Below are 20,382 nucleotides of genomic sequence, written 5' to 3' on the forward strand. Positions count from 1 at the left end.
CGCGAGAGTATACACGCTTCAAGACGAAACATGTCTGGTCGATTTCTGTGAGATGCTGAAATTTCAAGGAATCGACGGGTTTTTCAGCCAGAAACCGCTGCAAATTTGACCGCATGCCGTTTTGGCCGCAGAGTGAAACGAAACAGTAAGTCGAGGGGACAGGATGGAAACCGTGGCCTTCACAACTGAAATGGCCGTCGTGATGGCCGCTCTGGCCTTTACCATCTTTCTCTTTGTCTCTGAAATGATCCGCGTCGATCTCGCCGCCATCCTGGTGCTCGTGATCATCGGCATCCTGAGCTACGTGCCGGGGCTGGAGAATATGGCGGATGTAAACCACCTGTTTGACGGGTTCGCCTCCAATGCGGTGATTTCCATTATCGCGGTGATGATCGTGGGGGCGGGGCTCGACAAGACGGGGATCATGAACAAGGTTGCCGCCAAGATCCTCAAATATGGCGGATCGACCGAGCCGCGTGTGGTGCCGATCGTGTCGGGCACGGTCGGGTTCATCTCGTCCTTTCTGCAAAACGTGGGGGCGGCGGCGCTGTTTTTACCTGTGGTCAGCCGCATCTCGGCGCGGACCGGGATCCCGCTGTCGCGCCTGCTCATGCCGATGGGCTTTTGCGCCATCCTGGGGGGTACGATGACGATGGTCGGCTCCTCGCCGCTTATCCTGCTCAACGATCTGATCGCCAGTGCCAACCGCACCTTGCCCGCCGATCAGCAGATGGAGCCTTTTGGCCTCTTCTCGGTCACCCCTGTCGGGGCTGTGCTGGTGCTGTCGGGGATCGCCTATTTCATGCTTCTTGGCCGGTTCGTCCTGCCTGGCAGCGGCAAGAAGGTCGATGCCTCGGCGGGGCAGGGCACATCGGATTACCTGCACCGGGTCTATGGGCTGACCGCGGATGTCTATGAGGTGGATGTCCCTGCCGACAATGCGCTGGTGGGCAAGCAACTGGCGGATATCAACCTCGACAATCATCTCTACATTATCTCGACCTTTTATCGGGGCAAGGTGTCGATGGTGCAGATCCTGACCGCCGAGATCGCCGCCCCTTGCCGCCTGGCCATCATCGGCAAACAAGACGAGGTGCGCCGTTTCTGCGATGAAAACGGGCTGCATCTGCGCCCCGAACTCGATGTCTTTGCCGAGGAATTCGCCCCCACCAATGCCGGGATTGCCGAGGTGGTGATCCCGCCGGACAGCCGGGTGATCGGCCAGTCCCCGCGCGATTTGCTCCTGCGCAAGACAACCGGCCTCAGCCTGCTGGCGATCCACCGGGGCGAGGAAACGCTGAGCCATGTTGAGACCGAGGATCACACCCCCACGGCCATCGGCCTTGTGCCGTTTCAGGCGGGCGACATGCTGGTTGCGCATACGCGGTGGGATATGCTGACCCGGCTCAAGCAGAACCGTGATTTCGTGGTGGTGACATCGGATTTCCCGCAAGAAGAATTGCGCCCCAACAAGGTGGGCTATGCGCTCTTCTTCTTTCTTGTGTCGCTGTCGATGATCCTGTTCACGGATGTGCGCCTGTCGCTGTGCCTGCTGACCGGGGCAGTTGGCATGCTGCTGAGCAAGGTTCTGAGCATCGACGAAGCCTATCGCGCGGTGGGCTGGAACACGGTTTTCCTGCTGGCGAGCCTTATCCCACTGGGACAGGCGGTGCAGAACACGGGCACGGCCGAGTGGATCGCGCAGATGATCCTGCTGGCGCTTGACGGGTGGCCCATCTGGGCCTTGCAGGTGGGTGTCGCGATCCTGGCGACGGGCTTTTCACTGGTGATGTCCAATGTGGGCGCGACGGTGCTTCTGGTGCCGCTGGCGGTGTCTATCGCGGTGGCAGCCGGGGGCAACCCGGCAATCTTTGCGTTGACGGTGGCGATCTCCACCTCCAATTCCTTCATTATCCCGACCCACCAGGTGAATGCGCTGATCATGGGCCCTGCTGGTTACAAGGTGACGGATTTCATCCGCTCCGGCGGAATCATGACGGTCATCTTCCTTGTCGTCTCGATGGTGATGCTCAACCTCGTGTTCTGAGCCCAGCGTCATCTGCGACAATATATCCGACCAAAATTGTCGGATTGACTTTTCCGATAAAATCACTCAGAAATGAGTCACCGTCAAGCCACCCCGCTCTGAGCGCTGGGGAAGCCCGACACGTCAACACGGTGAGGACTTCCAAAATGCAGCAACATTCCGAGATGGCGCGCTCTTTTCCGCCAGTTTCTTCCCGGCTATGCCAGACCCGCGCGGACGCCCTTGAGGCGCTCGGCACCGGGGCACCGCCCGAAGGCATCGCGGTGGAATGGCTTCTGGATCAGGCAGACCAACGCGGGGGGCAGTGACATGAGCTTTCACGCAACCCCGATCAGGCAGCCTCAGGCCAAAACACTGCCCGCCTATGATGCGCGCGACCTGACTGATGGCGGTGATCTGGCGCAGATCGTGCTGGATGGACAAATCTACACCCTGCGGATCACCCGCGCGGGCAAGCTGATCCTGACCAAATGATGCGCTTCGACCACAGCCGCGGCGGCACGCCCGTTGGGCTTTTGGCCGAGCTTGATGGCCTGGAGGCGACCATCGTTCGGTATTTCAGGCTCTGGCGCGATGGTCCGCGCTCTCAGGCGCAGGTCTGGAAGGACTTTGCCAGCGGGCTTGGCAGGGCAGAGGGGCAAAGCGCGCTGCAAAGCTTCGACGAGCTTTGCGGCCTGATCACCCGCCATGGCCGCCGGGCCCTGATCAGCCACAGGATCGAATGCGCTTGCCTGGGAGCCGACGAATCGTGCTTTGCCAATTTCATTGCCAGCGCTGCGGAGGGCGACCGCGAGGACGCCATGTTGATCGCGACCCTGCTGGTGCGTCCGGACATGGCCCCGATCGTGACAGCGCTGGCCACAGATGTGGGCATGGCGCTCAAGCGTATGCAGCTTGGCGCAGCGCGTGCCGCCGATCTACGGCAACCGGCACCGGCATTGCTTCACTGAGGATCGCGCGATGATCGTCTGCCAGTGCCAGAGCATATCCGACAAGGACATCCACGCCACGATCGACTGGATGCGCGCCTCGGACGCGCAGGCGATCATCACGCCCGGCAAAATCTACCATGCGCTGGGCAAGGCGGCGGATTGCGGCGGCTGCATGCCGCTGTTCCTCGCAACCATGCGGTCAAACACCAACACGGAAGTGCCCGTGCATCTGCGCGGGCTTAAACTTGGCTCTGGCCGCGATCAAAGAAAGGAAAGCGGAAATGGACGGCGATAAGAAAGTCATTGAATACCTGAATGCGGCTTTGCGCAGCGAATTGACCGCCGTGAGCCAATACTGGCTGCACTACCGGCTGCAGGACGATTGGGGTCTTGGTCACATGGCCAAGAAATCGCGCGAGGAAAGTATCGAGGAGATGCACCATGCGGACAAGCTGATCGCCCGCATCCTGTTTCTCGGAGGTCACCCGAACCTGCAAAAGCTCGATGCGCTGCGAATCGGCGAGACGCCGAAAGAGACGCTCGAATGCGACCTTGCCGCCGAACATGAGGCTCGCACGCTTTACGCCGAGGCGCGCCAATACTGCGAGAGCGTGGGCGATTTCGTCTCGAAGAACCTGTTTGAAGAGCTGATGACCGACGAAGAAGGTCATATCGACTTCCTCGAAACCCAGCTTGATCTCGTTGCCAAGCTTGGCGAGGAGAAATATGCACAGCTTAACGCCACACCGATGGATGAAGCAGAGTAGCGCCCGGATGCGCAAGCGTGCCGGTTCGGCACAGATAACGCGCCGAATCCCTTGACGCCCCGCGCCAGAGCGCCTAAAGACCGCAAACGGAATTCGGGGCGCTGCCTGTGGCGGTGCCCGTTTGTATTGAAAAGGGCCCTTCGCGCCCTCACCGAAGACGAGGATGACCCCATGTCGCGCCGCTGCGAACTGACCGGAAAAGGCCCGATGGTTGGCAATAACTCCAGCCACGCCAACAACAAGACCAAGCGTCGGTATCTGCCGAACCTGAATGATGTGACCCTGCAGTCCGAAACGCTGGGCCGTGGCATCAAGCTGCGCATCTCGGCGCATGCGCTGCGCTCGGTCGATCACCGTGGCGGGCTCGACGCCTTCCTGGCCAAAGCCAAGGATGACGAGCTGTCGGCAAACGCGCTGAAAGTGAAAAAAGAGATTGCCAAGGCCCAGGCTGCAAACGCCTGATCGCCAGATCGGTTTCTGATGGTTTGAACAGCCCTGCCAGCTTTGGCGGGGCTGTTTCCTTTTGTCGCGTTTCACGCACATCGCGGGGGTCTAAACTGCGCGCATGACATCGCGGACACGCCCCTTTCTGGCCGGTCTTCTGGCTGCCCTGCTCGTCCTGACCGGACAGAGCATGGCCGTGGCGCGTGGCCTGCCGGGGCCGTCCGGGCAGATGGTGATCTGCACGGGGACCGGTCCGGTCATGGTTTCGGTAGATGCGGACGGCGCGCCGGTTGGCACGCCTCATATCTGCCCCGACGCGGCGCTGAGCCTGATACAGGCCGCGTTTGACAGCCCCGTCCCTTCGCGGCCCGTGACCCTGGCCCCGCTGGCCTACGTCACCCCCGCAAAAGAGTCGTCGCAAGGGCAGGACTTCCGGCAGGCTCAGGCCCGTGGCCCCCCGCGCATGGCCTGACCCCTTTCAACGACCCTTTCCAATCTGACGACTTAAAAGGAGAGACGCGATGTCTTTCAAAACATCTCTTTTCGCGGGGCTGGGGGCCCTGCTGATCGCCACTCAGGCCTGGGCCGGAGAGATCGAAATCCATGACCCCTATGCGCGCGCCTCTTCACCGACGGCAAGCTCGGGCGCGGCGTTCATGATGATCCACAACAACGGCACCGAAGACGACCGGCTGGTATCGGTGGCCTCGCCCGTGGCCAAGCGGGTCGAACTGCACACCCATGAAGAAGATGCCAACGGCGTGATGTCCATGCGTCATGTCGAGGACGGCTTTGCAGTGCCTGCCGGGGGCATGATCATGCTACAGCGCGGGGGCCATCATGTGATGTTCATGGGGCTGAACACACCCTTTGAACAGGGCAACACGGTTCCCCTGACGCTTGTCTTTGAAAAATCAGGCGAGATGGAAATCGAGGTGCCGGTCGATCTGGAGCGCAAGGATGCAGGAGCGCACGGTCACGGCCAGTCGAACTGAGGCGCTGTTCCCATAACCACATGCAATGGACGGGCGCGCCGCACGGGCGCGCCCTTTTATGTGTTCAGAACGCGATCCACCCAGGCGGGTACGACCTGCGTCGCCGGGCCATAATGCGTCTCCGCAAAGTCCCGGCTGTTGCTTGACGGCTCCAGGTTCAGCTCGACCGTCACCGCCCCCAGCCGTCCGCAGTGCTGGGCATAGGCCGCCGCCGGATAGACCTGCCCCGAGGTGCCGATGGAAACGAACATATCCGCCTCGGTCAGGGCCGGGTCGATGACGTCCATGTGATAGGGTATTTCACCGAACCAGACCACATCGGGCCGCGTTGCCGGGGCGCGGCAAGCGGGGCAGGGGTCCTGCGCGTGCATCACCACGGGAGCAGGCCAGCGATGACCGCAGCTGTGGCACAGCGCGCCCGCCAACTCTCCATGCATGTGCAGCACGTTGCGGCTGCCTGCCCGCTCATGCAGATCATCCACATTCTGCGTGATGAGTGTCACCTCGCCCCTATGCTCGGCCTCAAGGCGTGCCAGTGCCTGATGCGCGGCGTTCGGTCTGGCCCCGGTCGCCTGTGCGCGACGGGCATTGTAAAAATCATGTACAAGTGCGGGATTGCGGGCAAACCCTTCGGGTGTTGCGACATCCTCGACCGCATGCTGCGCCCACAGGCCGCCTTCGTCACGGAAAGTGCCCAGCCCGCTTTCGGCAGAAATGCCAGCCCCTGTGAGAATCACAATCTTATTCATGCCGCAGTTTCGCTATCCTTTTGCTTTAGGCGGTCCGTATGGTTACAACTCTGACCATAAGACGCACGATCAATATAGTTTACAAATCATGTTCCAAGATTCGACGCCTGTTTTCGAATTTCGCGGCCCTTTAGGTATTCCCGTTCAGATCGGCAGTTCACTGGCGCTTCTGGTGGCGTTCTATCTGTTTGTGGCGGGGGCAAACCTCTTTTCCGCGCTGATCATCGTCATGATGTTGCTTGCCGCGATCTTTCTGCATGAGCTGGGCCATGCCTGGGCCAGCGAAGTGCAGGGCGTGCCTGTGCGCCGGATCGTGCTCTATGGTGGCGGTGGGTTTTGCGAAAACAAGCGCTCGGCCACCGCATACGAGCAGGAATTCATCGTCGTGATGGGCCCCATCGTGAACCTCGCGCTCTGGGCGCTCTGTTCGCTCGGGGCCTACTGGCTCTGGGAGGGGATCATCGCCGATGGCAGTTTCGTACAGATCGGCCGGAACGCGCCCATCGACCCCCGGATCACTCTGGCACAGCACCTGGAGCTGTTCGCAATGATCAACGGATTTCTGGCGGTGTTCAACCTGATCCCGGTTCAGCCGCTCGATGGGGGCAAACTTTTGCACCTCATCCTGTTGCGGCTGACCCACGCCGAAGCCGCGATGAAGATCACTGGCCGGATCGGGCTGATCCTGTCTGTGCTGTGGATCCCGGGGCTGATCTTCTTTTATGGCATGGGATGGTGGATCCTGTTCTTCATACCCTCGATCCCGCTGCATTTCGCGATGGCGCGCGGCCGGTTGGCATAATGCGTGTCCTGTTCGTCTGCCTTGGGAATATCTGCCGCTCACCGGCGGCAGAAGGGGTGTTTCGCGAACTGGCTCGCGAGGTTGAGACAGACAGCGCCGGTACAGGGGGCTGGCATGTCGGCGAGCCGCCCTATGGCCCGATGCAAGATGCGGCCCGCAAGCGGGGTTATGACCTGAGCGACCTGCGGGCGCGGCAGTTCGGGCGTGCGGATTTCGACCGGTTCGACCTGATCATCGCGATGGATGCCTCCAACCTGGCGGATATCGAGCGCCAACGCCCGGAACACAGCACCACCCCCGTGCGCCTGTTCACCGACTATGCCCCTGGCTCAGGCATGGATCACGTGCCCGATCCCTATTACACCCGCGATTTCGACGGGGCGCTGGACCTGATCGAAGCGGCCGCAAGGGGCCTCCGAGCCAGCCTTTGAACGGCGTTCTTCGGAAAATCCGAAGCGGTGGTTCGTGCGCAGGAAAAACAGGGCGCTGAGCCCTCTGCAAAGCTTGCCGGAGTATCGAAATCGGGCACATGTGGTAGAGAAGGAGAGCCACGCCATGCCCATCACCCCCCTAAAATCCTCCGCAGGTCAGCCGCCTCAGGCGCTGGCAGATATCGCCGATACTGTGCAGATCATGCTGGCCCGCATCAGGCAGGGCGGCGCGCAGGTCGCTCTTGAATATGCGCATCAGCTCGATGGCTGGCAGGGAGAGGTGGCTGTATCGCGCGCTCAGATCGACGCCGCGGTGGCCCGCGTGCCGCAGGCTTTGAAGGACGACATCACCTGGGCGCATGACAACATCTCCCGCTTTGCCGAGGCGCAGCGGGCCACCGCGCAGGACATGCAGGTGGAACTGCGCCCTGGATTGATTGCGGGGCAGAAACAGATCCCGCTGGGTGCTGCGGGCTGCTATGTCCCCGGAGGGCGCTATACGCATATCGCCAGCGCGCTGATGTCCATCGGCACCGCGCGGGTGGCCGGGGTCAAGGACATCACAGCCGTATCGCCCCCCAATGGCGCGGCGGGTATCCCCGATGAGATGCTTTTCGCCATGGACCTTGCAGGTGCATCGCGCATCCTCACCCTGGGGGGGGTGCAGGGTGTGGCAGCCATGGCCTATGGCCTTTTTGGCGCGCCTGCGGCGGATATCCTTGTGGGTCCGGGCAATGCCTATGTGGCCGAGGCCAAGCGGCAGCTTTTTGGGCCGATCGGCATCGACATGTTCGCAGGTCCGACTGACAGCCTCGTCCTGGCCGATCACACGGCAGACCCGGAGGTTGTGGCGGTGGACCTCGTCGGCCAGGCCGAGCATGGGGCGACAAGCCCCGTCTGGCTGGCCACCACGCACCGTCCGCTGGCCGAGGCCGTGCTGCGGATCGTGCCCGATCTCATCGCCGATCTGCCCGAACCCAACCGCAGCGCCGCCGCAACAGCCTGGGCCGATCTGGCCGAAGTGGTCGTCTGCGACACGCGCGAGGAAATGGCGCAATATGCCGATGCCAAAGCGCCGGAGCATCTGCACGTGCAGGCCGATGATCTGCCCTGGTGGCGCGACCGTCTTTTTGCCTATGGCTCGCTCTTTCTCGGTGAGCAGACGACCGTGGCCTTTGGCGACAAGGCTGCAGGCCCGAACCATGTGCTGCCCACGTCCGGCGCGGCACGCTATACCGGGGGGCTGAGCGTGCACAAGTTTCTCAAAACGGTGACCTGGCAACAGGTTGACGACCGCGCTTTGCCTGAACTGGCGCGGGTCAGTGCCGCGATCAGCCGCGAAGAACGCATGGAAGGGCATGCCCGCAGTGCCGATATCCGGCTGACCCGCCTCAGCCCGACCCCCAAACTGGCGGCGAACACCTAACCGGAGGCGCCGACCAGTGCCATGACGTCCGCCCAGGCGGCGCGGGTCGTCTCTGTTCCGTCGGTCCGCGCACGGATGATGCGGATTGTCAGCGGTGTCGACGGCAGCTCCCCGGTCAGGTCCTCCAATTCGCCAAGGGCCAATGCTTCCTGGGCCATGGATTTGGGCAGCCAGCCGATCCCCAGCCCCTGCCGAAGGAATTGCAGCACCGCCGGGGTCAGCCCCGTCTCGGCCACGATGCGTGTTCGCAATCCGCGCATCAGGCCCGGCAGGATATGCACGCGCATCACTTCGCCCAGGTGGATATTGGCCGGATAGCTGATCAGCGGCAGCTCGCCCGCGTCCAGTGCCGCCCGAAGGCCGGGCGCGGCGCGCAGATTGGCCACCGGAATCAACAGGTCATTGCCGAAGGTGATCTTGTCAAACAGCCGCTCATCGAACTGCAGCGCATCTTCGGGCGTCTCATAGATCAACCCGAAATCCACCTCCTGCCGAAGCAACATCTGGTGGCATTCGCTGCGGGTGCCGGAGCGGATCCGCATCTCGGCCCGCCGCGTCTGGCCCAGATGCCGCAGAAGCCGGGGTGAGACCGTGGTGGTCAGCGCGTGCTGACACCCAAGGGTCAGCTGCGTTTCATTCCGCGCGGCGTTGTCCGCCAGTTTCAGCCGCAATTCCCGAAAACGTCGCGCCGCATCGCGCAGGTCCACCTCAAGCTTTTGGACATGCGGCAGCAGCGTCACCGGTTTGCGTGCCCGGTCAAAAAGCGCGCACCCCAGTGTTTCTTCCATCGTCCGGATGCGCCGCGTGAACGCGGATGGTGTCAGAAATCGCCGCTCCGCTGCCGCGTGGAACGATCCGGTATCGAGAACCGCGAGGATATCCTCAATCCATTCGAGTTTCACCTGAACCTCATAACTTGCGAGATATTCAATATACTATCTTCATTTCGAATTTGATGGCGAGTGAATTTTGTGTTTCTTTCACCTTCAGTCATTTTACCCCTAATCGGAGCCGTCCCATGAACCTCGCCAAATTCCCCCGTGTTCGCCTGGCCCACCTGGCCACCCCGCTAGAGCCCATGCCGCGCCTTTCCGAGGCGCTGGGTGGTCCGGAAATCTGGATCAAGCGCGACGATTGCACCGGTCTGAGCACCGGCGGCAACAAAACCCGCAAACTTGAGTTCCTCATGGCCGAAGCGGTCGCACAGGGTGCCGACATGGTGATGACCCAGGGCGCCACGCAATCTAACCACGCCCGCCAGACAGCCGCCGCCGCGGTCAAGCTGGGCATGGCCTGCCACATCCTGCTCGAGGACCGGACGGGCTATAACTATGACAACTACAAGTACAACGGGAACGTGCTGCTCGATCATCTGCATGGTGCGACGATGGAACATCGCGGGCCCGATCTGGATATGAATGCCGAAATGGAAGCGGTGGCCGACAAGAAACGCGCCGAAGGGGTGAATGTTTACACCATCCCCGGCGGCGGATCGAACGCCACGGGCGCGCTGGGCTATGTGAACTGCGCGTTTGAATTGCTGCACCAGTTTGTCGACATGGGCCTGAACGTGGACCATATCGTGCACGCCACCGGCTCGGCCGGCACGCAGGCCGGGTTGATCACCGGCCTCAAGGCGATGAACGCGAACATCCCGCTTCTGGGTATCGGCGTGCGCGCGCCCAAGCCCAAGCAGGAAGAGAACGTCTATAACCTCGCCGTCAAGACCGCCGAAAAGCTGGGCTGCCCCGGTGTGGTGGCGCGCGAGGACGTGGTGGCCAACACCGACTATGTCGGCCCCGGCTATGGCATCCCCGCCGATGACACGCTCGAGGCGATCGACCTCTTTGCCAAGACCGAAGCCATCCTGCTCGACCCGGTCTACTCCGCAAAGGGCGCTGCCGGTCTGATTGACCTCTGCCGCAAGGGGCATTTCAAGAAGGGCGAGAAGGTCGTCTTCCTGCATACCGGCGGGGCGATTGGCCTGACCGGCTATAGCCACTGCTTCAACGTCGCCGGATGAGACCGGTCGGCATTCTGGGGGGGATGGGGCCGGAGGCTACCGTTCTTCTGATGCAAAAGCTGCTGGCCGCCGTGCCCGCGCATGACGATGCGGACCATGTGCCTGTCATCGTGCATCAGAACCCCCAGGTGCCAAGCCGTATCGCGGCGTTGATCGAAGGTACGGGCGAGGACCCGGGGCCGACGTTGGCCCGCATGGCGCGGGACTTGCAGGCGGCGGGGGCCAAGGCGCTCGCCATGCCCTGCAACACCGCGCATCACTACGCACCGGCGGTGGAGGCGGCGACCGACCTGCCGTTTCTCAACATGATTACCCTGACCGCGACGGCGCTGAGCGCATGTGGCGCCCGACGTGTGGGCATGCTCGCGTCGCCTGCCACACGGCTCGTGGGCGTGTTTGACGAGGCGTTCGCGGCGCAAGGGCTTGACCCCGTCTGGCGCGAGGAAGAGGGGCTGTTGCAGGTGATCCGCGCGGTCAAGGCCGGAGCGGGAGAGGCCGAAACCGGCCCGGCCCTCCGCCGGGAGGCCGAAGCGCTTCTTTCCGCGGGGGCCGATCACCTTCTGGTGGCCTGTACGGAGCTTTCTTTGCTGACCGGCTATCTTCCGGACGGGGCGGCACACAGCGATAGCCTTGACTGTCTGGTTGGCGCGATTGTGTCCTTCGCCAAGTCCCCGCCCGAGGTGTGATCCGGGAGCTGCCACGCACCTGAGAGCGCGGGCCAGGCCCCGAAAAGAGGGTTAGCCGCCGTCGTTCGACTGCCGTTTAACCCCCGCCCATCAGGCCGCTCACCAAGCCATCAAGCCAGGCGCGCCCGTGATCGACAAGCGCCACATAGCTGCTCAATGCGCCTTCGAGCGCCGGTACGGATCTGGCCAGCTGCGGTGCAAACATGTACAGAAGCAGCCCGATCACCGCCAGAAGCAAGACCGTGTTGAACCCGCGCCGGAAACCGCTTTTGCTGGTGGGCACGGTCGGCTCAACCTCAGTGTGGTCAACCGGCTGAACGCTGCTTTCTTCGCGGTCAGAGCTGAGCGACGAGTTGATTTCGTCGATGTCAGGCAAGAGGTTGCGCCGTGTGCCCGGGTCCAGATCGGGACGCTCGGGCGTTTCATCCTCCGGCTCTCCGCGGAGCCGGGCCATCCGGGCCTGCGCTTCGCGGTTGCGCTTTTCGATCTCGTCTTCATGGCTGTCGAGCCCCAGATCGGGCTGGGTTTCAAGCCCACCGGACTCCTGCTCGCGCGCCGCGCGCTCCCGGTCGGCCTCTTCGCGCAGGACATCGCGCACTTCTGCGTCGAGTTCACGGCGGGACGGAGGGGGTGGTGCGCTTTCTTCTTCTGGCGCTGTCTCTGGTTCTGGTTCCGCCTCAGGCTCAGGCTCAGGCTCAGGCTCGGGCGGGGGGGATACATCCCAGCTTTCCGTCGTTTCGGACGGTTCGGCGTCTTCGGGCATGTGATCAGGGTGATGCTGAAACCAGGTATCCCCGCAATTGGAGCATTGCACATCGCGCCCCGTTTCCGGGATCACCTCGTCCGGAACCTCATACTGAGCTTCGCAATTCGGGCATGTAAGCCTCATCTTGCCACCCGTCCCCTACTGCCGTTTTTTGCTTCTTTCTTTATGCGTAGCATAGGCCGGATCATGTTAGGGGAAAAGAGCAAAGAAATCAGGCGCGGATCATGATTGCACATATGTGTCCTCTGAGGCATTAGGGTTTTGGAGACCGGGGGACGGCGCGTGATCGATCTTGAGAATGTGGCCTATAGCTATGGCGGAGGTGAGCTGCTGAGTGAGATATCGCTCAAGCTGGCGCCTGGCTCTTTTCATTTTCTCACCGGTCCGTCGGGCTCGGGCAAGACCACATTGCTCAAGCTTTGCTATGGTGCGCTGATGCCCACGGCGGGACATATCAGGCTGTTCGACGAGGATCTGCGCAGCATGGAGCGCGACGATATCGCGCTGGTCCGCCGCCGGATCGGCGTGGTGCATCAGGATTGCCAGTTTCTCGACCATCTGCCGCTCGCTGACAATCTGGCCCTGCCGCTGATGGTGTCGGGGCGCGATCTGCTTGCCGAGCAGGCCAACCTTAAGGAACTGATGGGCTGGGTGGGTCTGACGGCGCGCGCCGATGCCCTGCCACCAGAGCTTTCGGGAGGCGAGAGGCAGCGCGCCGCACTGGCGCGGGCGGTCATCATGTCGCCTGATGTCATTCTGGCCGATGAGCCAACAGGCAATGTCGACTGGGAGATGTCCCAACGCCTGCTTCGGCTTCTGGTCGAGCTTAACCGGATGGGCAAGACGATCATGATCGCCACCCATGACCTCGCCCTTATTCGCGCCGCCAAGTCGCATGTGCAGGCGCGCGTGCTGCGGATCTCGAACCGGCGTGTGCAGTTGGCGGGGGCAGATCTGTGATGCGGCCCGATTTCAGCACCCTTACCGATTTGCTTATGGGCGATGCGCAGGCGGATCGGGTTGTCCCGCCCACTGGCTTCACCGCCACGCTGACGTTGTTCAGTGCAGCGGCCATGGCGTTTCTTGCGGTCTTTGCGCTGGCGCTGTCGATGGCGACGGGGCGATTGGCGGACCGCTGGGGTGATGAGCTGGCGCGCAGCTCGACCATTCGGATCTCGGCCCCGGCCGATCAGATGGCCGCTCAGACCGCCGCTGTTCTCAGGGTCCTTGAGACGACCAGCGGTGTCGCGTCGGCCCGCGCCCTGGAGACAGCCGAGCAGCAGGCGCTGCTGGAGCCCTGGTTTGGCCCTGATCTGCCGCTCGATGCGCTGCCGATCCCACAGCTGATCGAGGTCATCGAAGATCAGAGCGGCTTTGACGCCGACGGGTTGCGTCTGCGCCTTCAGGCGGAAGTGCCCGGTGCGGTGCTTGACGATCACACACGCTGGCGCAGGCCGCTTGTGCGCGCGGCCGAGAGGCTGCGGGCGCTCGGCTGGGTGTCGATCCTGCTCATTGGGGCGGCGACGGCAGCGATGATCACGCTGGCGGCCAATGCGGCGCTTGCCGCGAATGAACAGGTGATCAAGGTGCTGCGCCTTGTCGGGGCACGTGACGGCTATATCGCGCAGGCATTCGTGCGCCGCTTCACGATCCGCGCGCTGCTCGGGGCCACCATCGGCACGCTTCTGGCCTCGATTGCGCTTGCGCTTCTGCCATCCGCACAGGCCGAAGGTGGATTTCTGACAGGGCTCGGCTTTCAGGGCTGGCACTGGCTGTGGCCGTTTGTCGTGCCGCCACTCGCTGCGGCAGTGGCCTTTGCGGCCACACGAACCGCCGCACGCAAAACGCTTAAGGACATGCCATGAAAGACGCGGTGCAATGGATCCGCTCACTGCTTTTTGTGGGGCAGGCTTATTTCATGATGCTGCCGCTCGGGCTGCTTTTCCTGCCCTGGGCTCTTGTCAGTCGAAAGGGCGCCTTGACCGCCTGCAAGAGCTGGTGCGTCTGGATCCGCTGGACCGCGTCCTGGATGGTGGGCCTGCGGACCGAAGTGCGGGGCACACCGCCCGCCGACGAGGTGATGATCGCCGCAAAGCATCAGTCATTTCTCGACATCATCCTGATTTTCCACAGCGTGCCCGCCGGCAAGTTCATCATGAAGCGCGAATTGCTCAAGGCCCCGATCCTCGGGCAATATGCGCTTGGGATCGGATGCGTACCGGTGGATCGCGGCAAGCGCAGCCAGGCGATCAAGAAGATGGTGGCCGATGTGGCCAAGGGCAAGCAGCAGCCGGGGCAGTTGATCATCTACCCGCAGGGCACGCGTATCCCGCCCGGCGTCTCGGCGCCCTACAAGATCGGCACCGGCGTGCTTTATGACGAGTTGGGACAGGATTGCGTACCGGTTGCCACCAATGTGGGCCTGTTCTGGCCCAAGCGCGGCATCATGCGGCGGCCCGGGCTTGCGGTGGTGGAGTTCCTGCCGCGGATCAAGGCAGGGCTCGACAAGGAAGATTTCATGGCCCGGCTGGAGGACGAGGTGGAAACGGCCTCTGACCGGCTGATGCGCGAGGCGGGCTTTGATACGCCAGACCGCTGATGCGCTCGGGCCTCTGAGAGCAAGACAACCGCCTATTCGGTGACGACGGCCCCCTGCAGATGCCATGATGCGATACCTCTAAATTGCCTTTTTTCCTTCTTACTAAAGCGCTGTTCGAACGTGAGTGTGGCCCATCCCGGAACGCACGAGTAACAGGCGAAAATGAGCTATCTTACGGATTTATTGGTTCTTTATACGGTCTATCTGACGAATTTCTTCGATTTCCTGTGGGACCCGAATGAACGCATCTTCGCAATGTATCTGCTCGCGGCGGTGCCATTTGCCTATTTTGCCTATCGTACGCACAAATATCATAAGGCGCAGTCCGCGGGCGGATTTCTTAGCTTTCTGTTTCCGCGTGAAGTCTGGTCTCATCCCTCGGCCTGGCTGGATCTTCGCTATTTCCTGTTTCACAAATGCATCGGGCATTTCTTTTTCTTTGTCGCGCTGACCGGTTGTACCGCCTGGGCATTTGCGCTGGTGACTGGGGGTATGAACCTGGCCGATATGGCCACAGAGGGCGATGCACATCGCGGCAGCTCGGATTATCTGATCGCCCTGGCCTATATGCTGGTGTTCTTCATCGTGATGGATTTCCTCGGGTTCTTCGTCCACTTCCTGCAACACAAAATTCCGATCCTCTGGGAGTTTCACAAAGTGCATCACAGCGCTGAAGTGATGCACCCCGTTTCCAATTTCCGGGAGCATCCGGTCGACAACATTGCCTATATCACCACCATTGGATGCGGCCATGGCATCATGGTTGGTCTGGCCGTGCTCTGGCTCGGGTATATTCCCAGCATGCCCGCGGTCTTCGGGGTGCCGGTCATGATGTTCCTGTTCAATATCTTCGGCTACAATCTGCGCCATTCCCATGTCTGGCTGCGCTGGCCCGGCGTCTGGTCAAAGATCCTGCCATCGCCCGCGCATCATCATGTGCATCACAGCTGTCATCCGGACCATTTTGACAAAAATTTCGCGTTCATGTTCCCGCTATGGGACGTGCTCTTTGGCACCTATACGATGCCCGAGGACAATCGGGATGTGAAGTTTGGCGTGGCCGGCATGAAATCGGGTGAGATGGATACCTGTGTCAAGCTCTACGTCATTCCGTTTAAGAAGGCCTTTCGGCGGCTTCGCAAGAAGCTACGTGGCACGCCTCAGAGGGTGCTGCCACCTGCTGAATAAGCCCAAGCCACCAAGAGAAGCCACCAATAGCGCAGAGTCTTGCAACTTGCATGCAGGCATGGCGGCGCAGGCATCAGAAGGGGCTGGCCTCGGAGGTTAACGTATTCTCATCCAATCCCTGTCAAACATGTCGGACAGGTGCGTCTGTCCGGAAAGCGACATGGAGAGTACACGAAATCTGATGCGGGCGATTACGCCGGTTTTGGTGCTGGCCGCACCGGCCCTGGCCCTGAGGTTGTTTTCCGACTATTTCGACGCCCCCCATTTGCAGCCTCTTGGCCTCACGAAAGAGAATGTCGCGTCGGTGGAGCGCGCGCATGATGGCACCGGCTTTGCGACGGTCGATGTCCATGTGGACTGGGGCCGGGACTGGGACGGGGCACTGACACAGGCGCGGTTGAGGCAAAGGCTCGTCGCGACTCTGGAGGCGCAGACAAGCTACTACCATATCATGTTCAGCGACGTGCCGGGCCGGGACATTTCCGTCAGGTTCGAGGTTGGTCCGAACAGATACGGCCCGTTTCCACCAAGTCAGATTCCGGCCGGTATCACCTCGGCGATCATGGCGCTGAGAATGACCAACGGCCCTGAAAAGTAAGAAGGCCGCGCATGAGTGATCAATCACGCGCGGCCGACCGGTTCTCGTAAGCCTCGGGGCGGGGTCATGGCCCCCGCGTCACCGGTCAGGCGTGAATTGCACCGTCGCCGCAGGCCAGAGCAGCCTCGCGCACAGCTTCGGAATAGGTCGGATGCGCATGACAGGTCAGCGCAAGATCCTCGGCCGAGGCGCCAAACTCCATCGCGACGCAGATCTCGTGAATAAGATCCCCCGCCGCCGGGCCGATGATATGCGCACCCAGAATGCGATCCGTCTCCTTGTCGGCCAGAAGTTTGACAAACCCTTCTCCGGCAAACACCGCCTTCGCACGGCCATTGCCCATGAAGGAGAATTTGCCAACCTTATAGGCGCGTCCTGCTGCCTTGAGGCTCTCTTCGGTCTCGCCCACATTGGACACTTCGGGGTGGGTATAGATGACACCCGGGATCACGCCATAATTCACATGGCCATGTTTGCCTGCGATGACCTCTGCGGCGGCCATGCCCTCATCCTCGGCTTTATGGGCCAGCATCGGCCCCTCAATCGCATCGCCAATGGCATAAATGCCCTTCACATTGGTCTGCCAATGGGCGTTTGTCCTGATCTGGCCGCGCTCGGTCATCTCGACGCCAAGCGCCTCCAGTCCCAGCCCGTCAGTGTAAGGTTTGCGACCCGTGGCGACCAGTACGCAATCGGCATCAAGCTGGTGCTCGCTGTCATCCTTGCGCAGCTTGTAATTCACCTTGGCTTTGGTCTTGCTCGCCTCCACCGACTGTACGGCGGCCCCCATGATGAAGCTCAGCCCCTGCTTTTTCAGGATGCGCTGGAAGTTCTTCTGCACTTCGCCATCCATGCCCGGTGTGATTGCATCGAGGAACTCGACCACCGTCACCTCGCTGCCCAGACGCGCATAGACCGAGCCCAGCTCCAGCCCGATGACACCGGCCCCGATCACAACCAGTTTCTTCGGCACCTTGCCCAGTTCCAGCGCGCCGGTGGAGGTGACGACGACCTTCTCATCCACCTCGACATTCGGCAGCGATGACGGCTCGGATCCTGACGCGATGATGATGTTCTTGGCCTCGTGCACCTCGTCACCGACCTTGACCTTGCCCGCCTCGGGGATCGACCCCCAGCCCTTCAGCCAGTCGATCTTGTTCTTCTTGAACAGAAACTCGATGCCTTTCGTGTTCTGGCCGATGACATCGTCTTTATAGGCCAGCATCTGTTTCCAATCGACCGATGGCGCTTTGCCCTTCAGGCCCATCTTGGCAAAGTTGTGCTCGGCCTCGTGCAATTGGTGAGAGGCATGCAGCAGCGCCTTGGAGGGGATGCACCCCACATTGAGGCAGGTGCCGCCCAGCGTCTCGCGGCCCTCGACACAGGCGGTTTTCAGCCCCAGCTGCGCGCAGCGGATCGCGGCCACATAGCCGCCGGGGCCTGCGCCGATGACGATAACGTCGTAATTAGCCATGGTAGTCTCCTCGTGTCAGCTGCCCGCGGTGGCGGTTGGGCCAGGTCGGGCAAGTCTATGAAATTTCGGGCGCGCCGTCATCTGCGGGGCGCCGGTTTGAGGGTGAAAGGGTCATCCGGGTTGTAGGGTCTTGGCTCGGGCGGAAAGGGTGTTTCCGTGCCAGGCACAAGCCAGCGCTGGCCCGTGATGCCGCGCATTTCCTGCTCGGTCAGAGGGCCGTAGGCTATCGCGGCGCGCTCGTTGGTCCAGACCACGGTGCCATCCTCCGGACAGGTGAGCTGGGCCAGACCGTCTTCGGTTTCGGCCTTGATGAACGGCCCCTCCTCGCGGAACTGGCGGTAGGGCACATCGCCTTTGCGCGTGCTGGGGCCCTTGCCGATAACGATGACGACATGCCCGACAAAGCCGCATATCGGGCAACTCAGTGGCGTGGGAGGGGTCCGATACGCCATAACTCAGACCAGCGCGGCGAGCAGCATGAGCGCGGTGGCGAGAAACCCAACCGCCCATATCGCCGAGCGCCACGGCACCCAGCCAAAGACATAGGCGGGGATATATGCGATCCGCGCGGCGAGATAGGCAAAGGCACAGGCGGCGGTGAACCCGGTGGACTGGCCCGAGACGGCGATGACGAGGCAGGCGATTGAAAAAAGGATCAACCCCTCGAAATGGTTGTTGAGCGCGCGGTGAATGCGCCCTGCCTTGCCGGTCAGCACGACAGGCTCGTCCCGCGGCTTCAGCGCCTTCTTCGTTCCCGCCTGGGCCTGCCCCGCCACGGAATAAAGGCAAAGCTGGCCCACCTGCAGGAGGGCGGCAAGAGCGAGGGCGGTAAGCTCGGGGGTCATGTGTCCACCTTGGCGGTTGTGTGAAACCCCACCCTGCGCAGTGTACGCAGGGCAGGGTGGTCCCCAACCTTTTACAGGTCCATCAGCAACCGGCGCGGGTCTTCCAGAGCATCCTTGACCCGCACGAGGAAGGTCACGGCGCCTTTGCCGTCCACGATCCGGTGGTCGTAGCTGAGCGCCAGATACATCATCGGGCGCGCGACGATCTCGCCATTCACCACCATCGGGCGCTGCTGGATCTTGTGCATCCCCAGGATCCCCGATTGCGGCGGGTTCAGGATGGGCGAGGACATGAGCGAGCCGTAGACACCACCGTTAGAGATGGTGAACGTCCCGCCCTGCATCTCGGCCATGCTCAGCTTGCCGTCGCGGGCGCGGGCGCCTTTCTCGGCGATCTGCTTTTCGATTTCGGCAAAGCTCATCGAATCCGCGTCACGAATGACCGGCACGACAAGGCCGGTGGGCGTGCCCGCCGCGATGCCCATATGCACGAAGTTCTTATAGACGATATCCGTGCCGTCGATCTCGGCATTCACCTCAGGCACTTCCTTCAGCGCATGCACGCAGGCCTTGGTGAAGAAGGACATGAAGCCCAGTTTCACACCGTGTTTCTTGACGAACTCGTCCTTGTACTGATTGCGCAGGGCCATCACCTCGGTCATGTCCACCTCGTTATAGGTGGTCAGCATGGCGGCGGTGTTCTGGCTGTCCTTGAGGCGGCGCGCGATGGTCTGGCGCAGGCGGGTCATCTTGACCCGTTCCTCACGCGCGGCATCATCAGCAGAGACCGGCGCGCGCGGGGCCTGGGCGGGTGCCGCGGCGGGGGCGGGCGCATTGGCCACCGCAGCAGCAGCCTTGGCCACGTCTTCCTTCATCACCCGGCCATCGCGGCCCGAACCTTGCACCTGATCGGCGCTGAGCCCCGCTTCGGCCATGGCTTTCTTGGCGGAAGGCGCATCCTCCACATCCTTGCCAGCAGCGGGCGGCGTGTATTGTTCGCCATCGGCCACGGCCTCATTACCTTCGGGTTGCGGGCGTTCGGCCGGTTCCACCGCGCCATCCGCACCGCCTGACATCACCGCGAGTTTGCCACCGGCTTTGACGGTGTCGCCTTCTCCGGCAAGGATTTCAGTAAGCGTGCCGGCGCTCGGCGCGGGGACTTCGACCGACACCTTGTCGGTTTCCAGCTCACAGAGCATTTCATCGGCAGCGACGCTGTCACCCACCTTCTTGAACCAGGTGGAAACGGTCGCCTCGGTCACGCTTTCGCCCAGTGTCGGCACCATCACATCGACCGATGCCCCCGAAGAGGCGGGCGCTTCATCGGCATCTTTCTGGGGGGCCTTGGCAGGTTCGGCGCCCGCGCTGTCACCCTCGGAAATGGTGGCCAGCAGGGCATCCACCCCAACGGTTGACCCCTCGGCCGCGACGATCTCGCCCATGACGCCGGCCGCGGGGGCGGGCACTTCGACGGTGACCTTGTCGGTTTCCAGCTCACAGAGCATTTCATCAGCCGCCACGGCATCGCCCGGCTTCTTGAACCATGTGGCCACCGTCGCTTCGGTCACGGATTCGCCCAGAGTGGGGACGCGAACTTCGATAGACATAAG

Annotated in this window: 26 protein-coding genes; 19 read left to right on the plus strand and 7 right to left on the minus strand. The window is 62.0% G+C overall.

The window, feature by feature from the left end; all coding sequences use genetic code 11:
• Positions 1-163: 163 nt before the first annotated feature.
• The 9 genes from EI983_RS02760 (at position 164) to EI983_RS02800 (ending at position 5,185) form a co-directional block, all read left to right on the plus strand.
• Positions 164-2,047, plus strand: coding sequence for an SLC13 family permease (locus tag EI983_RS02760; RefSeq protein WP_157705758.1), 1,884 nt, complete (start codon positions 164-166; stop codon positions 2,045-2,047).
• Between the two features lie 146 nt (positions 2,048-2,193).
• A complete protein-coding gene (locus EI983_RS02765; RefSeq protein WP_157705759.1) occupies positions 2,194-2,355 on the plus strand; it encodes a hypothetical protein in 162 nt (53 codons plus the stop codon).
• A gap of 1 nt (position 2,356) precedes the next feature.
• Positions 2,357-2,521, plus strand: coding sequence for a hemin uptake protein HemP (hemP, locus tag EI983_RS02770; RefSeq protein ID WP_157705760.1), 165 nt, complete (start codon positions 2,357-2,359; stop codon positions 2,519-2,521).
• The gene (locus EI983_RS02775; RefSeq protein ID WP_157705761.1) at positions 2,518-2,997 is read left to right on the plus strand and encodes a hypothetical protein; all 480 of its coding nucleotides are present in this window, start codon (positions 2,518-2,520) and stop codon (positions 2,995-2,997) included. Before hemP ends, EI983_RS02775 begins: the two co-directional genes overlap by 4 nt.
• 10 nt (positions 2,998-3,007) lie before the next feature.
• Positions 3,008-3,274, plus strand: coding sequence for a (2Fe-2S)-binding protein (locus EI983_RS02780; RefSeq protein WP_157705762.1), 267 nt, complete (start codon positions 3,008-3,010; stop codon positions 3,272-3,274).
• The gene (bfr, locus tag EI983_RS02785) at positions 3,261-3,746 is read left to right on the plus strand and encodes a bacterioferritin (protein WP_157705763.1); all 486 of its coding nucleotides are present in this window, start codon (positions 3,261-3,263) and stop codon (positions 3,744-3,746) included. The genes EI983_RS02780 and bfr overlap by 14 nt, the downstream gene beginning before the upstream one ends.
• 171 nt (positions 3,747-3,917) lie before the next feature.
• Positions 3,918-4,208 (plus strand): 50S ribosomal protein L28, encoded by a 291-nt coding sequence (rpmB, locus tag EI983_RS02790; RefSeq protein ID WP_157705765.1) that lies wholly within the window; start codon positions 3,918-3,920, stop codon positions 4,206-4,208.
• A gap of 103 nt (positions 4,209-4,311) precedes the next feature.
• Positions 4,312-4,662 (plus strand): hypothetical protein, encoded by a 351-nt coding sequence (locus EI983_RS02795; protein ID WP_157705767.1) that lies wholly within the window; start codon positions 4,312-4,314, stop codon positions 4,660-4,662.
• Between the two features lie 49 nt (positions 4,663-4,711).
• A complete protein-coding gene (locus EI983_RS02800) occupies positions 4,712-5,185 on the plus strand; it encodes a copper chaperone PCu(A)C (RefSeq protein ID WP_157705769.1) in 474 nt (157 codons plus the stop codon).
• Between the two features lie 56 nt (positions 5,186-5,241).
• On the opposite strand, the gene EI983_RS02805 is transcribed toward EI983_RS02800, so the two are convergent.
• Entirely contained in the window at positions 5,242-5,934 is a 693-nt protein-coding gene (locus tag EI983_RS02805; RefSeq protein ID WP_157705771.1) for an NAD-dependent deacylase, read from the minus strand.
• A gap of 88 nt (positions 5,935-6,022) precedes the next feature.
• Between EI983_RS02805 and EI983_RS02810 the strand changes: the two genes are divergently transcribed.
• The 3 genes from EI983_RS02810 to hisD all read left to right on the plus strand — a co-directional run bounded on the left by EI983_RS02810 (position 6,023) and on the right by hisD (position 8,593).
• The gene (locus EI983_RS02810) at positions 6,023-6,736 is read left to right on the plus strand and encodes a site-2 protease family protein (protein ID WP_157705773.1); all 714 of its coding nucleotides are present in this window, start codon (positions 6,023-6,025) and stop codon (positions 6,734-6,736) included.
• Positions 6,736-7,167, plus strand: coding sequence for a low molecular weight protein-tyrosine-phosphatase (locus tag EI983_RS02815; protein WP_157705775.1), 432 nt, complete (start codon positions 6,736-6,738; stop codon positions 7,165-7,167). Before EI983_RS02810 ends, EI983_RS02815 begins: the two co-directional genes overlap by 1 nt.
• Before the next feature lie 124 nt (positions 7,168-7,291).
• A complete protein-coding gene (gene hisD / locus EI983_RS02820) occupies positions 7,292-8,593 on the plus strand; it encodes a histidinol dehydrogenase (RefSeq protein ID WP_157705777.1) in 1,302 nt (433 codons plus the stop codon).
• On the opposite strand, the gene EI983_RS02825 is transcribed toward hisD, so the two are convergent.
• On the minus strand, positions 8,590-9,495 hold the full coding sequence (locus tag EI983_RS02825) for a LysR family transcriptional regulator (RefSeq protein WP_157705779.1): 906 nt from the start codon (positions 9,493-9,495) through the stop codon (positions 8,590-8,592). The genes hisD and EI983_RS02825 overlap by 4 nt on opposite strands.
• Positions 9,496-9,611: 116 nt before the next feature.
• On the opposite strand from EI983_RS02825, the gene cuyA reads away from it, so the two are divergent.
• Together cuyA and cuyB are read left to right on the plus strand one after the other, a co-directional pair.
• Positions 9,612-10,616, plus strand: a complete 1,005-nt coding sequence (gene cuyA / locus EI983_RS02830) for a D-cysteate sulfo-lyase (protein WP_157705781.1) — start codon at positions 9,612-9,614, stop codon at positions 10,614-10,616.
• Positions 10,613-11,302, plus strand: a complete 690-nt coding sequence (cuyB, locus tag EI983_RS02835) for a cysteate racemase (RefSeq protein WP_157705783.1) — start codon at positions 10,613-10,615, stop codon at positions 11,300-11,302. Before cuyA ends, cuyB begins: the two co-directional genes overlap by 4 nt.
• Positions 11,303-11,378: 76 nt before the next feature.
• On the opposite strand, the gene EI983_RS02840 is transcribed toward cuyB, so the two are convergent.
• A complete protein-coding gene (locus EI983_RS02840; protein ID WP_157705785.1) occupies positions 11,379-12,191 on the minus strand; it encodes a zinc-ribbon domain-containing protein in 813 nt (270 codons plus the stop codon).
• 159 nt (positions 12,192-12,350) lie between these two features.
• Between EI983_RS02840 and EI983_RS02845 the strand changes: the two genes are divergently transcribed.
• The 5 genes from EI983_RS02845 (at position 12,351) to EI983_RS02865 (ending at position 16,453) form a co-directional block, all read left to right on the plus strand.
• Positions 12,351-13,028, plus strand: a complete 678-nt coding sequence (locus EI983_RS02845; RefSeq protein ID WP_157705787.1) for a cell division ATP-binding protein FtsE — start codon at positions 12,351-12,353, stop codon at positions 13,026-13,028.
• Complete coding sequence (locus tag EI983_RS02850) at positions 13,028-13,933, plus strand: cell division protein FtsX (protein ID WP_157708961.1); 906 nt, start codon at positions 13,028-13,030, stop codon at positions 13,931-13,933. The genes EI983_RS02845 and EI983_RS02850 overlap by 1 nt, the downstream gene beginning before the upstream one ends.
• The gene (locus tag EI983_RS02855; protein WP_157705789.1) at positions 13,930-14,667 is read left to right on the plus strand and encodes a lysophospholipid acyltransferase family protein; all 738 of its coding nucleotides are present in this window, start codon (positions 13,930-13,932) and stop codon (positions 14,665-14,667) included. Before EI983_RS02850 ends, EI983_RS02855 begins: the two co-directional genes overlap by 4 nt.
• 162 nt (positions 14,668-14,829) lie before the next feature.
• On the plus strand, positions 14,830-15,855 hold the full coding sequence (locus EI983_RS02860) for a sterol desaturase family protein (RefSeq protein WP_157705791.1): 1,026 nt from the start codon (positions 14,830-14,832) through the stop codon (positions 15,853-15,855).
• A 160-nt stretch (positions 15,856-16,015) separates the two neighbouring features.
• Positions 16,016-16,453, plus strand: a complete 438-nt coding sequence (locus EI983_RS02865) for a hypothetical protein (RefSeq protein WP_157705793.1) — start codon at positions 16,016-16,018, stop codon at positions 16,451-16,453.
• A gap of 85 nt (positions 16,454-16,538) precedes the next feature.
• Here EI983_RS02865 and lpdA read toward each other — a convergent pair whose 3' ends face one another.
• The 4 genes from lpdA to odhB form a co-directional block, all read right to left on the minus strand.
• Positions 16,539-17,927: a dihydrolipoyl dehydrogenase gene (gene lpdA / locus EI983_RS02870; RefSeq protein ID WP_157705795.1), complete on the minus strand. Its 1,389-nt coding sequence runs from the start codon at positions 17,925-17,927 to the stop codon at positions 16,539-16,541.
• 77 nt (positions 17,928-18,004) lie between these two features.
• Positions 18,005-18,379, minus strand: a complete 375-nt coding sequence (locus EI983_RS02875) for a hypothetical protein (protein WP_157705797.1) — start codon at positions 18,377-18,379, stop codon at positions 18,005-18,007.
• Between the two features lie 3 nt (positions 18,380-18,382).
• On the minus strand, positions 18,383-18,772 hold the full coding sequence (locus tag EI983_RS02880; protein WP_157705799.1) for an MAPEG family protein: 390 nt from the start codon (positions 18,770-18,772) through the stop codon (positions 18,383-18,385).
• Between the two features lie 71 nt (positions 18,773-18,843).
• Positions 18,844-20,379 (minus strand): 2-oxoglutarate dehydrogenase complex dihydrolipoyllysine-residue succinyltransferase, encoded by a 1,536-nt coding sequence (gene odhB, locus EI983_RS02885; RefSeq protein ID WP_157705801.1) that lies wholly within the window; start codon positions 20,377-20,379, stop codon positions 18,844-18,846.
• Between the last annotated feature and the right edge of the window lie 3 nt (positions 20,380-20,382).

Origin of the sequence: Roseovarius faecimaris (genome assembly GCF_009762325.1) — a bacterium.
GTDB lineage: Bacteria > Pseudomonadota > Alphaproteobacteria > Rhodobacterales > Rhodobacteraceae > Roseovarius > Roseovarius faecimaris.

What these genes read in the sequence shown, in the direction of transcription:
- odhB (WP_157705801.1), bottom strand. Translation starts at nt 20,379, where the DNA reads ATGTCTATCGAAGTTCGCGTCCCCACTCTGGGCGAATCCGTGACCGAA.
- EI983_RS02800 (WP_157705769.1), top strand. Translation starts at nt 4,712, where the DNA reads ATGTCTTTCAAAACATCTCTTTTCGCGGGGCTGGGGGCCCTGCTGATC.
- bfr (WP_157705763.1), top strand. Translation starts at nt 3,261, where the DNA reads ATGGACGGCGATAAGAAAGTCATTGAATACCTGAATGCGGCTTTGCGC.
- EI983_RS02760 (WP_157705758.1), top strand. Translation starts at nt 164, where the DNA reads ATGGAAACCGTGGCCTTCACAACTGAAATGGCCGTCGTGATGGCCGCT.
- EI983_RS02805 (WP_157705771.1), bottom strand. Translation starts at nt 5,934, where the DNA reads ATGAATAAGATTGTGATTCTCACAGGGGCTGGCATTTCTGCCGAAAGC.
- hisD (WP_157705777.1), top strand. Translation starts at nt 7,292, where the DNA reads ATGCCCATCACCCCCCTAAAATCCTCCGCAGGTCAGCCGCCTCAGGCG.
- EI983_RS02865 (WP_157705793.1), top strand. Translation starts at nt 16,016, where the DNA reads ATGGAGAGTACACGAAATCTGATGCGGGCGATTACGCCGGTTTTGGTG.
- EI983_RS02775 (WP_157705761.1), top strand. Translation starts at nt 2,518, where the DNA reads ATGATGCGCTTCGACCACAGCCGCGGCGGCACGCCCGTTGGGCTTTTG.
- cuyA (WP_157705781.1), top strand. Translation starts at nt 9,612, where the DNA reads ATGAACCTCGCCAAATTCCCCCGTGTTCGCCTGGCCCACCTGGCCACC.
- EI983_RS02880 (WP_157705799.1), bottom strand. Translation starts at nt 18,772, where the DNA reads ATGACCCCCGAGCTTACCGCCCTCGCTCTTGCCGCCCTCCTGCAGGTG.
- EI983_RS02765 (WP_157705759.1), top strand. Translation starts at nt 2,194, where the DNA reads ATGCAGCAACATTCCGAGATGGCGCGCTCTTTTCCGCCAGTTTCTTCC.
- cuyB (WP_157705783.1), top strand. Translation starts at nt 10,613, where the DNA reads ATGAGACCGGTCGGCATTCTGGGGGGGATGGGGCCGGAGGCTACCGTT.
- EI983_RS02815 (WP_157705775.1), top strand. Translation starts at nt 6,736, where the DNA reads ATGCGTGTCCTGTTCGTCTGCCTTGGGAATATCTGCCGCTCACCGGCG.
- EI983_RS02860 (WP_157705791.1), top strand. Translation starts at nt 14,830, where the DNA reads ATGAGCTATCTTACGGATTTATTGGTTCTTTATACGGTCTATCTGACG.
- EI983_RS02780 (WP_157705762.1), top strand. Translation starts at nt 3,008, where the DNA reads ATGATCGTCTGCCAGTGCCAGAGCATATCCGACAAGGACATCCACGCC.
- EI983_RS02840 (WP_157705785.1), bottom strand. Translation starts at nt 12,191, where the DNA reads ATGAGGCTTACATGCCCGAATTGCGAAGCTCAGTATGAGGTTCCGGAC.
- EI983_RS02850 (WP_157708961.1), top strand. Translation starts at nt 13,028, where the DNA reads ATGCGGCCCGATTTCAGCACCCTTACCGATTTGCTTATGGGCGATGCG.
- EI983_RS02875 (WP_157705797.1), bottom strand. Translation starts at nt 18,379, where the DNA reads ATGGCGTATCGGACCCCTCCCACGCCACTGAGTTGCCCGATATGCGGC.
- rpmB (WP_157705765.1), top strand. Translation starts at nt 3,918, where the DNA reads ATGTCGCGCCGCTGCGAACTGACCGGAAAAGGCCCGATGGTTGGCAAT.
- hemP (WP_157705760.1), top strand. Translation starts at nt 2,357, where the DNA reads ATGAGCTTTCACGCAACCCCGATCAGGCAGCCTCAGGCCAAAACACTG.
- EI983_RS02855 (WP_157705789.1), top strand. Translation starts at nt 13,930, where the DNA reads ATGAAAGACGCGGTGCAATGGATCCGCTCACTGCTTTTTGTGGGGCAG.
- EI983_RS02795 (WP_157705767.1), top strand. Translation starts at nt 4,312, where the DNA reads ATGACATCGCGGACACGCCCCTTTCTGGCCGGTCTTCTGGCTGCCCTG.
- lpdA (WP_157705795.1), bottom strand. Translation starts at nt 17,927, where the DNA reads ATGGCTAATTACGACGTTATCGTCATCGGCGCAGGCCCCGGCGGCTAT.
- EI983_RS02810 (WP_157705773.1), top strand. Translation starts at nt 6,023, where the DNA reads ATGTTCCAAGATTCGACGCCTGTTTTCGAATTTCGCGGCCCTTTAGGT.